The organism is Dyadobacter sp. 32, from assembly GCF_902506755.1.
In the GTDB taxonomy this organism is placed as follows: Bacteria; Bacteroidota; Bacteroidia; order Cytophagales; family Spirosomataceae; genus Dyadobacter.
The window spans coordinates 4,121,479-4,134,057 of the sequence record NZ_LR735258.1 but is presented as its reverse complement, the minus strand read 5'-3'; the positions used below and the strand labels follow the sequence as shown (position 1 = coordinate 4,134,057).

Below are 12,579 nucleotides of genomic sequence, written 5' to 3'. Positions count from 1 at the left end.
GGAAGCGGAATCATCACCTTTTAAGATTAAATTATGAAGTCAATTCCGATCAGACATATTGCCGATACACATCAGTCACAAATTACCGCAGGACGGTTTAGTATCAGGAGTGTCTGTGATGTGCTTGAAGGAAAGGATTTATTTCATGACCTTCACAAACATGATTTTTACTTTATTCTGGCGGTAGAAAGCGGATCAGGAGTTCACGAAATTGATTTTGTAAATTATGACGTTCAGGGTAGTGCAATATTTATTCTACGTCCTGGCCAGGTTCATCAACTTCAATTGAAAGCCGACAGTACCGGATATCTATTGGAATTTGATAATTCGTTTTATCAACCAAAATACTCCACAATTGAGCGGCAGTGGAAGAAGGCAACCGGCAATAACTATTGTCATGTAGAAGAAAATAGATTCAAAAAACTGCTTACCTATCTGTCAAACTGTTTTAACGAGTATATCTTGAAGCAGGACGGATATAATGAAGCTATAAAGGCGAATATGGATCTGTTCTTTATCGAATTCGTTAGGCAAAGCCGGAATCCCAGGCAGCTATCATCCGGGGCGGCGACGTACACCCAGGAGCGTTATGAAGAACTGCTCACATTATTGGAAACTAACATCACTGAGGTGAAAAGTGTTACGCAGTATGCCAAGCTACTCAGTCTTTCCGCATATCAACTGAATGCAATCACGAAGTCATCTGTAGGAAAAACGACAGCAGAATTAATCAAGGAACAGATTATACTGGAGGCAAAACGATATTTGCTGGCCACTCCCAATCAAATTAAGGATATTGCCTGGCATTTGGGTTATGAGGATACATCATACTTCATACGTTTTTTTAAGAATCATACTGGCCATTCGCCAGATGCCTTCCGTAAGCATTTTCAATAAGTCCTACTGAACTCAATATTCATTCTGTCAATGACTTAAATAGCCAATTTACAAACCCGAGAAGCACCTGTCATCTCTTGTTTCGTCCTCGAAATACCTATCTTACCCGCCAATCTTCGCCATCCGGTTACGGCTGATTTTACCTGATGTATGATTTCATTCATCTGCTTTTCGCCTAAGCGAAAGTAGACTGGCGCGACCTGCATTCTGGAATGAAGATGTAGGTCGCGCCTAGTGACCAGTTAGCCGTCAAATTTGACGTAGTTTACTGCATGCGTTTTTCCTCTTAGTTTGCCCACTCAGGATTTTGCAGCAGTACGCCGTCTGAATTATCTATTTCTATTTGTGGCAACGGTTGATAATAGTTTTTTGGTCTCACCCATTTAGTTCTTCCTATGTCCGCAGGAAATACTTTGTCAGTCTTCAACAGAAAGGTTGTAAGATCGTAAATGCCGGCTTTATCCCACCGCAGCAGATTCTGATACCTGAAATTCTCCCCTGCCAGTTCGACTCTGGATTCGTGGATCAGTGCATGGATATCTGCGCCTGTGATCGGATTAAGACCTGCCCTTTTGCGTATCAGATTAATTTCGGTATCTCCCGCCCCCTTGCCGCTGAGCCGAATCTTGGCCTCCGCAACCAAAAGATAGGTTTCCGCAGCCCTCAGAAAAGGAATGTTGAGTCCATGGTTAAATGTTTCAGATGTAACCCAATCCATGTATTTGAAATAACTGTGACCTGTGTTGGAAAGCCCTGGGATGTGTTCAACCCTTACGCCGGCCTGACTAACAAACTCTCCGTCGGAAACGATGGTAGTCGTTTTACGTTTATCACCCTTTTCAAACTCCTTTACCAGGTCGGTCATTGGCTCATTAAAACCGTACATTCCCCAGGGTCGGGGACCCCGGTGTTTCGACATCAGCTCCTGGTTGATCCACGACATATCGTTCATCATCAGAAAAAGATTTTCCCCAATATTCTCGTTCCCTGTTCTGAAGAGTGTCAGGTAATCTCCGGCCAGTGGGTAGTTTTCGAGCACTTTGCTTCCGCTGGAAATAGCCAGGTTCAGGTTCTCCTTATCGGCATAGTCCTTCGCCAGATGCATGTAAACAGATGTCATCAGCGCCCAGGCCGCTCCTTTCCCTACACTACCTGCTACATTGCGCAACGGCAATAGGCCAGCGGCTGTATTCAGATCTTCCAAAATAAACCTGGCCAGAATCTCCGGTGATTCGCACTTTGGCAAATTGTATTCGTTCTTCAAAACACTTTCTTCTTTAATAATAGGAACCTGTCCGTGAATAAGATACAATCTGTAATAAGCATAAGCCCTCAGGAAGTAGGCCTGCCCCATAATGGAATTGTAGGAATCTTCGCTGATTGCGCCGGCTGCTTTTACTTTTGGCCCATTGATAATCACGCCGTTTGCCCGACTGATAACCTCGTATTTGTACTGATAGGTATCCTTGATCTTAGAATTGGACGGATCAGTGTTGTAGGTCTCGATTTCTTCGTCCTCAGCATGGTCTCCGGCCCGCCAGTGATCATCACTCTGATTATCGAAAAACAGCTCGTCCATACCTAACGCCCGCGTAGCCCAAGGGCCATATACTCCAGCAATTGCATCCTGCAAATCTGCCTCGGTTTGCCAATAATCTTCGTCCGTGCGGCTACCGATTAATTGCTGGTCGAGGATACTATCGCACGAAAAAAATAGTAGGCCAAGTACTACTAATACCGTATAGTTTTTCATTTTAAGTAAGGCTAAAGTGTTTTAAAATGTAATATCAAGTCCAAATACAAGACTCTTGGACTGAGGCGTATTATTCAGGATTACGCCCCGGTTCAAATTGTCGCTGCCACTTTCTTCCGGGTCGACACCATCAAATTTTGTGAATGTCAAGAGATTACGTCCGGATAAATACATTCTTAGACGGGACATGCCCATTTTTCTTGATGTAAACTCAGGTATCGTGTATCCGAGGGTTGCATCTTTCATTCTCACGTAGTCGCCATTTTTAAGGCCCAGCTGTGAAACGCGGTAATTGTTATTGGCACGAATGGTAGACATCCTTGGATATTTATTTGTAGAACCCTCACCTGTCCACCTTTGATAGGATATCGCGTCCATATTACCACTCTGGGTCGGGTCAATTCCGCGCACCATCATTGCATCATAAACCTGATGTCCTAATGACCCGCTGAATACTGTCGAAAGATTGAAACCTTTGTAGCTGGCACCCAAATTGAACCCGAGCAAAACGGTCGGGTTGGGGTTTCCAATGTTTACCCGGTCTTTCTCATCCACAATATGATCCCCGTTAACGTCCACGAAACGCAGGTCTCCGGGCGTAATATAAACCTTACGAGGGTCTTCGGATATGTTGGGATCTCCGTCTACCTGGCTCTGATTCTGATAAACGCCATCCGTCTTCCAGCCATAGAAAGTGCCGACAGCCTGGCCCTGGTAAGTCCTGTTGTATTCGTTCGACGAGATATATTTGGCTTCACCATACAATTTCGTAACCTCATTTTGCAGGAATGTCAGGTTCAGGCCCAGCTCGAAGTTGACCTTCCCCACCTTGCCGTTGTATGAGGGCTCAATTTCAATGCCATAATTTCGCATTTCCCCGGCATTGAAATCGGGGATGGAGACGGTTCCGGATGCGAGAAGACTTGGAAGAGGGATCAGCATATTCTTTGTCCGTTTGTCGAAATATGCGATGTCCATGTTCAGTTTGTTATTGAACAGGCCCAATTCCAGGAGCACGTTCAAGGAGCTGGTTGTCTCCCAGGTAATGTCGGTATTCGCAAAGGAAGCCAGCCTGGTACCCGTTAAATTTGTGCCTCCCAGCACATATTTAACATCTTTCTGGTATACGTTCAGATATTGAAACGCGTCGACATTCTGATTTCCGAGTTGACCCCAACCCACGTTAAGCTTCATGTTGGACACCATTGCATTGTCTTTCAGAAACTTTTCGTTTGAGACGCGCCATCCCGCAGAAATCGAAGGAAAATAGCCCCATCTTTTTCCCTCGGCAAATCTCGACGAACCATCAGCCCTGAAAATACCTGAAACATAGTATTTGTCTTTGAAACTATACGTCCCGCGAAAGAAAGCCGAGGTCAGTCCGGTCGTCGGATATTCACTTCCTTCTACCCTTGTGGATGCCGCATTCGACATGACCAGTTGGCTCTCGGTCGTCGAGGCAAATCCCATACCAATCATTCTGTTCCAGTTGCTATAGTCGATCTGACCGGAAATACCCATCGTCGCTCCGATATGATGATCTCCAATAGATTTGTCATAATTGGCAAATACTTCCCCCAACTTTGTTGTGGCTTCATAGTTTGCATATTCAAGCGTTGGTGCCGATTCACTTCTCGACTGTTCAGGGGTAATGTTCTGGAACCTGTCGTTACCCGACGTAGTCCGCTGATAGGATGCTCTCGCGCTCAGTGTAAGTGCTTTGGTCACATCAAAATCTACCTTCGCGGAGACGATCGTTCTGATCTCATCGGTATACCACCATTCCTCCTTTGCCTTGTAAACGGGGTTCCACATATCGCCGAGTTGCGTACTGGCTTTTCCTGAACCATAGGTGCCATTATCGTATTTTATGGGTATAGCAGGCATGAAGCGGTATGCAGAGTAGATGGTTGTTGAAGTTCCCGAGCTTCCGAGGTCATCCTGCACGATCCTGTTTTTCCTGCCCGATATCCTTACATTCTCTTCCACTCTGATGCGATTCGATATTTTTTGGGTGCTTCTGAGGGAAAGCCCCAGGCGTTTCATATCTGTGGTAATGAGTGTGCCCTCTTCGTCTCTGTAGAAGAGATTGGCATTAATCGTTGCATTTTCCGAGCCTCCGCCAATCGTGACATTGTAATCGGTAAATAATCCGGTGCGGAACATGGCATCCTGCCAGTCGGTGCGGGTTTTGTTGTAGTAATCGTCTGCCCATGGAGAATTCTGGTCCAGAGGAAGGCCATCCATCACGTACCGCTCACGTTTAAGCTCATACAGCTTTTCCGCATTCAGGACAGGATACTTTTTAATAAGACTATTGAACCCGGTTGAAGCATTTAACCTCACGGTTGTTTTCTGGTTAAAACCCGCCTTTTTCGAGGTTACCAGTACAACACCGTTGGCAGCCCGTGTGCCATAAATGGCTCCGGATGCTGCGTCTTTCAAGATTTCGATCGACTCAATCTCTGCCGGGGCCAACTGTCCGAGAATATCTGCACTTACAGGCACTCCATCCAACACAATCAGCGGCTGTGTATTGTTGATCGTGCCCACTCCGCGAATCCTTATACTGGGTGTTTTTCCGGGAAGTCCCGACGAAACAAATTCAACTCCCGAAGCCCTGCCTTGCAACGACAAAGCCACGTTTGATGCCGTAGAAGTTTCAATATCCTTGCCATCAATTTTTGCAATAGAGGAGGTGATTTCACTTTTTTTCTGAGTACCATAACCTACCACAACTACCTCACCCAGCGCTTTGATGTCTGGTTTCATTATCACATCTAGTGAAGCAACATTTCCGACTGCCAACTCCTGGCTTTCGTAACCTACAAAACTGAAAATTAAAACAGCCGAATTGTCAGGCACATCGATCTGGTATTTCCCTTCTCCGTCAGTAGTCATTCCCCTTGAACTTCCTTTGATTATTATGCTAACACCTGGGAGACCAGCTCCATCTTCTCCCTTAACTGTTCCGTTGATCCGAACGTCAGCCACTTGTACATATGACTTTTCAATCAACTCTTTTTCGGTGTTGAATCCCGACGGTTGGATATCACCTAAGGAGGAAGTTTTTCTGGTTAATATGACCTGGTTGCTCCTTATAACCTTGTATTGTATACGTCTTGGAGCAAGTACTTGCCGGAGAATCTCATCCAACGTTTCATTTTTAAATTCAAAGTTCAGGCGCTCATCAGTGGAAACGACATCCTTCTGATAGGAAAAAATGACATCCACCTCTTTTTCAAGGCTTTTTAAAAATGATTTCAAGTTGCCACCTTTAATGGTCAGCGTCAACCTTTCTTTCAGTAGCTCCTGCGAGAATGCTGGTGCCGCAAGGCCGCTTCCAGCCAGTACGCATAAGAGCATAAATTGAATCGAAGTGATCTTCATAACCCTGAAAACCTCTTTTCTGGTAAACGATATTTTCATACTTTTGAATAAGTTTGTTTTTCAAAGACAAAACTGTTTGCCCAACTCCCTTTCAGGAGTGGGCGTAAGGAAGGGGATGTCGCCACATCCTTTTCCTTTTTTTATGACATCTTGGTGAGGGAACTTCTTACTTCATAGGCAAATGGATTAATCGGTAAAGGGTTTAGGTTTAGCGTATTATTACAAACAACCGGTTGATTCAATAATGACCTGCGCATCTATTTCCCGGTGTGTTGCGCCAATAGTCTGACAGATTACGTCAAGCTTGTCGTTGAGCGATTCACTTCCGAAAACGGTACTGATAATGCACGATGCGAGTATCTCTTTATTATAAATGATCTTGATCCCATATAGTTCTTCAAGTTCTTGAAGAACCTGGCTCACAGCCGCTTCTTCAAACCGTATTCTCTGATCACCGGCCCGCGTAATAAGGGGCGCAGGCTCGTCTGAAAGACGTTTGGAGAGTAATTCCTTTTTACGGTCGAAGACAGCCTTTTGATTAGGTAGTAATACCACACCGCTGGTTTCCTTTTCGTCCGCTCCCATATGCCTTGGGTTGAACACGGATACTTGCCCGGTACGGACATCAACACTTGCAATTCGCTCAGAGTCATAAGACTTGATTATGAAACTAGTGCCCAGTACCCTGGTGACGAGTTCGTTAGCATACACATAAAAAGGTTTGTCAGGATTTTTGGCCACCTCGAAAAATGCTTCCCCATTCAGGAATGTTTCGCGGCTGTCCTTTCCGAAATGCAGGGGATAACTCAGCCTGCTGTTTTTTTGCAAGGTTACCACTGTACCGTCTTCCAACCTAATGCGAACCGGATTTCTGGAGTTGTTTACCTTTTCGATCAACTCATACCGATTTTTTGCATTAGCAACCAGGTCATTGTAGCGCGTCTCTTGCAGGAACCGGGCATTCCAAAGCATCCATCCAATTCCTATACATATAAAAACAACCGCAGCCCACTTTAACCAGCCGACGCTCCACCGGTTTTTTACCGGCCATTCAAAAATCGAATCCTGCAATTGGATCTCTCTCTGTATACGCCGCAAGACATCCTCCTCGTTCAGTTCCAGCGTTCTGTTTTCTTCCTCGTTCCGCAACTGGCAAACTATCCTGCGTGCTTTTTCGATCGGTATTTGCTGTAGCGGAAATGCCACCAGGACGTGCTGCCAATAAGCATCATCCTTTCCCTCCAACACCCATTGGACAAAGGAGTCATCATTCAGAAAATCCTGTAACTCAAAGTTGCTGTAATTCATCGGTATAATGCAAGTCCGTCATTATACAGAGACAAGCATTATCTGAAATTAACCCAGCGCCCCAAAAAATATTTTATTTTCTTCAGGGATAGTACCAGAATCGAAATTCCATCGGATTTCAGTTGGCGCGAAAGCCGGAGGGAAAAGAAATCAGCAGCAGGGAAATGAATTTAAGCGTAAGGCGCAGGACTGTGTATGCTTTAAAGAGCATATTACTGGTAGCCTGTTTGTTAATTCCCATGACCTGGGCAATCTGGTCAAGGCTCATGCCATGATAAAATCGTAGGTTGATCGCTTCCTGTTGCCTGGGGCTGAGATTAGAAATAGCGTATTTAACCTTCTGAGCCTGATCCAGTGTATGCTCATCATCAATCATTTGCTGCTCGGATGAAAGCGAAACAAGGTGGTCCAGGAAATCGTCCATATTCTCGGCCTGATCGAAGATATCGTTGCGCGAGTTACGCGTCAGCTGATTTCGCAAAGCCCTGAGCAAATAAAACTTCGGGCTTTCTACATGTCCCAGGTTACCGAGTTGTTCTCGTCGCCGCCAGAGGGATACAAAAAGATCCTGGACTGCGTCTTCCAGTAAAAGCGCGTCGGAGGTAAACCTGGAACCATAATTGGCCAGAATTTTGAAATAATATTTATAGATTAACACAAAAGCTTCCCTGTCGCCATTTTTAAACGACTGCCAAAGTTCGGCCTCCTTCAAATTGCCTAGTGAATTATCAGACATAATGGTGCCCCAAAATAATTTCGATAGATAACAACATTATTAACGTTCTCCGCACTGAAGGATTCTCTACCTCCGACAAGGCCCAAGAAATTTAAACCTACTTGAAACAGGTAAAGTAAATCTCAACGGGTTTTTACCGTAACCTCACAAGCATGCATTCTGATCATTGGATGGGCTAGGCTACAGTGGACAAAAGCGCTCCTGCTGCCATTGTGACAAGTGAAGAAAAAGTGCTACGTTCCTTCTAACGAGCTTAAAGATAAAATTTCAGAGAGTTATCTAAATATTTTACATCTCGTGCAGGTTTTTCGGGTTGTCACCGATACAGTATCCGTTTTAAATTATAAATTTACAGATCTCAACGCCCCACCTAACTTCAGTTATGAAAAACCTCAGACCCACTACCATTAAAAAGAAATATCATACTCCTAAATTAAAGAAACTGGGCAAAGTCAAAAATCTGACTTCGGGTGCTGGTAGCTTTAACTCCGACGGAATGACTGGGTTCGATTCGGGCCCCTGTTAATTATGGTCTGGAATTCCTCCTTCTATCTACTTGGTTTTGATGAGAAGACTATAGTATTATTTAACGGTTCGGTTTATAGGATCTATAGTCATGCAGTTCAGTATGCTATTTTGCGCAGATTCTTCGGCCGGGAGGAGGTATCCCTTGACCGGCTCAGAGAAGTTTATGAAAATACGTATTCCCTGCATGAAATTCTGGAAGCCTTTTACAGCTTGGTGCAGGATAAGGTATTAGTTCCGGGCACTATTTTTAAAATCGCAATCGGGTCACCGGAATGGCCTTTGCTTTGCCAGGCTGTCGGTGGCTGGGGTCTCACGAACGTTGTTATTGATGAACAACAGCCTGATATGACCATATTTGTCATTTCCGATTTACGCGGTCTGCAACTTGCTGACCTGCTCAAAATTAAAAGCAACCGATTTACTTGTGTGTGGGTTTTCGGTAAAGAGCTTAAATTACTCCCGGTATTCGACAAGGCGGATACGGGGCCTTTTTTCTCTTTCCTGAACAGAATGAAACGGGTGTTTTACAGTCAGTTACTGACTGTGGTAAATTATCAATTTTCTGATAAGGATTTTCTGCCCGTACCGGCGCTCAGCATTCTTCTGGAGTATCTGCCTGAGTTCATTTCCTCCGAAGATGGGCGCAATACGCTGCTTAGCTTCGACGTGGGCAGTCTGGAGATCAAACGTATTCCCGTTCATGAAAGTGTCTTCCATGCTTCTCCCCAGCTATCGCATGATATTTTAAACGAGCGTAACGAACCAGCCGATGTTATTTCCGTTTTCAAACAGCTTTCCTTTCATGGTGAGGGCTCTTTGGGATTGATTGACCGGCTGCAATCCGAGAAAACCCCGTTGGGTGGCTGGATGAGCTCAGGCGGAATCATTTACCGATCCAATAAAGTCAACACGGAGACATTCTTTTCCCGCACAAGAGCGAGCGGCAATGGGCTGACCAAAGAAGAGTCGGAAGCAAAGGCTTTTTGTGAAACATTGGAAAGATACGCTCAGATTTTTCGGGAACACGAAGATGAGTATATCATAGATACCTATAAAAATCTGGGAAGCGAAGCCTTTCATCCCAATGAGATCCTTCTTTACAGCCCCGACCAGTACTGTCAAAACAGGGCACACAATCAAACAGGCAAGCCGCTGATGCCTTTTGATGAAAACATCCCTATTGCCTGGAGTTATGTCAAGGATCTTTCCGATACCACTTCCCGCAGAATCCCCACTTTCCTGCTCTATCTGGGAGTGCCTCCAGAAGATACCGCCTCGGAGCAATTCTTTAAATGGATAACGAATGGTACTGCAGCCGGTTCCACACTCGAAACAGCCCGCCTGCACGCCCTTTATGAACTGGTTGAAAGAGATGCCTATGCTATCTGGTGGTATAACAGATTAGGTGCGAAGGGAATTGATAACCGATGCATCAGTCATCTAAAGATTGTTGCCTCGGCTCTGGAAGCACACGCCAGCCTGGGCAAAAATGTGTACGTCTTTGACATTACTCAAGATATACCCATCCCCACTGTTGCCGTTGTTTCGGACTACCTGCCGGGGACTTATATCGTGTCATGCGGTTCTAATATCTGCTTTGAGAAGGCATGCGAAAAAACTTTCAGTGAGCTTAACCAGCTCTATATTCATCATTTGGGTAAGAAGACCCTCCTGGATGCTGGTCAGATGGCAGATGTAGCGGTTACGTTAGATCAGCATAGACCGCACCCGCCTGCATGGTCTTTGGACAGGAACACCTTATCTGCCGCCGCAGAGCTGAGCATGCTGGAAACGGAAATCAGAAAAAAGGGACTTGATATATTCTATAAAGACCTCTCCCGAAATGACGTTTTGTTACCCGTTGTGAAAGCGGTCGTTCCGGGTATGAGGGATATGGATACCCGCTTCGCTCCCGGCAGATTGTTTACGACCGTCAACGATCTGCATGGGTACCTGCCCACTGAAAATGACCTGAGAAACTTCAATATATTCTGAGTGAAAGGCATAATCGGAATCATTGGAAATGCGAGGACCGGTGATATGGAGCGGATGGCTCACCGTTTGCCGCATCGCGGGAAAGCGGTGCTGATCAGTGGTGATAAATTCAGCGTTGGCCAGCTTAGCACTTCCACGGACGCTACCCCATTTCACCGAAGCGGCATCAGAATCATCTCCGATGCCCGCATTGATAATCAAAAGGAAATTCTAGAAACGATTGGCCATACCGGACATCAGGAAGTGAGTCCCAATGAATTGATTTTCATGGCTTATTCAAAACTGGGTATAGCCTTCGCAGCGCATTTGGCCGGTGATTATTCGATTGCGATTGTGGATGAAAATCTTGGAAAACTGTTTCTCATCCGGGATCATATGGGGGTGAGACCGTTGTATTACAGTTTCAGGCAGGGACACTACCTGGCTTTTGCCTCCGAGCCCAAAGCGCTTCTTTCACTTGATTTTGTATCTCCCGCACGCAATTCTGAAAAGATTCAGGAGTATCTTCAATGGCCTTCGGATTTTCGGCCCTACAAAAAAACAACCTTTTTTCAGGACATTTTTTCTGTAATTCCGGCCACGGTTCTGGCAGCAGATATGGATCTTCACGCAACTGAAGAAACCTATTATTGGGAAATTGATCCCAACCGTTTCCGTCACCTGACTACGGAATCTTTACTTATTGCAGAGTATCAAAAAAGGTTTGAAATCGCCGTTTGCAGAAGATTACAACCCCTCACTGGGTTTCACGTGAGCGGCGGTCTCGACTCCAGCGCTGTCTACAAATCGGCCGAAAAATTCCTGCCAAATGACAGCCGGTACTCCGTTCATTTTTATCCGGGCACTCCGGAGGCCGATGAAATAGCGTATGCCCATGAAATTATTCGGGACAACCAGGAAAATCATCTTCAGATTGAACGGCATTCAGATCCTTTTGCCGGGATCAGGCAGTCAAACGAATTAATAGACTGGCCCGATTTGAGCACGATACCCACCGGCACTAAAATTCTTCCGGAGCTGACCTTTTTTAAGAGTAAGAAAGTCACGGTGGTGCTTACCGGTCACGAGGGCGATACTGTCGTGGATGCTGGATACGCTTACCTTTTAAGCCTGATTGTGAATCTGAAACTGGGGGAATTTGACGCACTTATGGGTTGCGACACGGAGTCCTCAAAAGCAAAAAAAATATATTTCATTAAAAAAGCAGTTTTATACAGTTATACCACACAGGGAATGGCTTCCGCGCTGAAATTCTTTGGTAAACTGCTTGGACATAAGGCAATATCGGTCTCGGATTCAATCCGAATTGTAGCCAGAGGTAGTCTTGGTTTGCTCTTGCGTCGTAAAAGGAAAGTTACAAATGCATCCGTTCATAATTACAGGCCTTCGTCTCTAACGGGTACCAAACTGGAGCATTTCAGCCGTATTACTTCGGCTGGTATCATTGACATTAATGAAACGCTTAATCTGTCGGGGGCGGCGTTCGGGATAGAATACGCTCATCCTTTTCTGGATCGGGACTTTATCGAGTTAAGCTTGTTTATCCCTGAAAAAATGAGAACAGGCCCCAACGGATTGGCCAGGTATCATTTCCGGGAAGCCATGATGGGCATTGTGCCTGAAAAGGTCAGGTTACGGGAATCCAAAGTAAATTTCAACAAACCTATTTGGCTTAATCTCTTGGATACGGTCAATGCCTGTCTCATGGACAATGGTTTTAACCAAAAAGCAAAGGTAGAATTGGTAAGAATAAAAAGGGATTTGGAAGCCATTGACGCTCAGAATCCTCCTTTTAGTAAAATCAAAAAAATCCAGCGACGCCTTTTTGTTGAAATCTGGAAAAATCAATTGTAATCTTCCCGGGCTCTTCTATTTTACGTGCGTTTCTGGCTGCATATGGCCTAGAGGGGTAATCCGCAAGATTAGTTTTTAGTGAAATTTGCGCCGCTCATCTCTGCGTATTACCTGCCTG

At 45.1% G+C, this 12,579-nt stretch carries 8 protein-coding genes; 4 read left to right on the top strand and 4 right to left on the bottom strand.

Annotated features, from left to right (window positions below):
- The first annotated feature begins 33 nt into the window (after window positions 1-33).
- A complete protein-coding gene (locus tag DYADSP32_RS16655) occupies window positions 34-897 on the top strand; it encodes a helix-turn-helix transcriptional regulator (protein ID WP_149241685.1) in 864 nt (287 codons plus the stop codon).
- 286 nt (window positions 898-1,183) lie between these two features.
- Here the strand turns inward: DYADSP32_RS16655 and DYADSP32_RS16650 are convergent, their stop codons facing one another.
- From DYADSP32_RS16650 to DYADSP32_RS16635, 4 genes are all read right to left on the bottom strand, one after another.
- Window positions 1,184-2,650: a RagB/SusD family nutrient uptake outer membrane protein gene (locus tag DYADSP32_RS16650; protein WP_149241686.1), complete on the bottom strand. Its 1,467-nt coding sequence runs from the start codon at window positions 2,648-2,650 to the stop codon at window positions 1,184-1,186.
- A gap of 21 nt (window positions 2,651-2,671) precedes the next feature.
- Complete coding sequence (locus DYADSP32_RS16645; RefSeq protein WP_149241687.1) at window positions 2,672-6,079, bottom strand: TonB-dependent receptor; 3,408 nt, start codon at window positions 6,077-6,079, stop codon at window positions 2,672-2,674.
- A gap of 180 nt (window positions 6,080-6,259) precedes the next feature.
- Window positions 6,260-7,348: a FecR family protein gene (locus tag DYADSP32_RS16640; protein WP_149241688.1), complete on the bottom strand. Its 1,089-nt coding sequence runs from the start codon at window positions 7,346-7,348 to the stop codon at window positions 6,260-6,262.
- 118 nt (window positions 7,349-7,466) lie between these two features.
- Window positions 7,467-8,084, bottom strand: coding sequence for a sigma-70 family RNA polymerase sigma factor (locus tag DYADSP32_RS16635; RefSeq protein WP_149241689.1), 618 nt, complete (start codon window positions 8,082-8,084; stop codon window positions 7,467-7,469).
- A 382-nt stretch (window positions 8,085-8,466) separates the two neighbouring features.
- On the opposite strand from DYADSP32_RS16635, the gene DYADSP32_RS16630 reads away from it, so the two are divergent.
- The 3 genes from DYADSP32_RS16630 (at window position 8,467) to DYADSP32_RS16620 (ending at window position 12,461) form a co-directional block, all read left to right on the top strand.
- Complete coding sequence (locus tag DYADSP32_RS16630; protein ID WP_414617849.1) at window positions 8,467-8,610, top strand: hypothetical protein; 144 nt, start codon at window positions 8,467-8,469, stop codon at window positions 8,608-8,610.
- A gap of 110 nt (window positions 8,611-8,720) precedes the next feature.
- Window positions 8,721-10,607, top strand: coding sequence for a YcaO-like family protein (locus DYADSP32_RS16625; protein WP_414617848.1), 1,887 nt, complete (start codon window positions 8,721-8,723; stop codon window positions 10,605-10,607).
- The gene (locus DYADSP32_RS16620) at window positions 10,608-12,461 is read left to right on the top strand and encodes an asparagine synthase-related protein (RefSeq protein WP_149241691.1); all 1,854 of its coding nucleotides are present in this window, start codon (window positions 10,608-10,610) and stop codon (window positions 12,459-12,461) included.
- Window positions 12,462-12,579 lie beyond the last annotated feature (118 nt).

Excerpts from the sequence above, each read along its gene's own strand:
- DYADSP32_RS16655 (WP_149241685.1), top strand. The coding sequence starts at position 34 with ATGAAGTCAATTCCGATCAGACATATTGCCGATACACATCAGTCACAA.
- DYADSP32_RS16630 (WP_414617849.1), top strand. The coding sequence starts at position 8,467 with ATGAAAAACCTCAGACCCACTACCATTAAAAAGAAATATCATACTCCT.
- DYADSP32_RS16645 (WP_149241687.1), bottom strand. The coding sequence starts at position 6,079 with ATGAAAATATCGTTTACCAGAAAAGAGGTTTTCAGGGTTATGAAGATC.
- DYADSP32_RS16650 (WP_149241686.1), bottom strand. The coding sequence starts at position 2,650 with ATGAAAAACTATACGGTATTAGTAGTACTTGGCCTACTATTTTTTTCG.
- DYADSP32_RS16640 (WP_149241688.1), bottom strand. The coding sequence starts at position 7,348 with ATGAATTACAGCAACTTTGAGTTACAGGATTTTCTGAATGATGACTCC.
- DYADSP32_RS16635 (WP_149241689.1), bottom strand. The coding sequence starts at position 8,084 with ATGTCTGATAATTCACTAGGCAATTTGAAGGAGGCCGAACTTTGGCAG.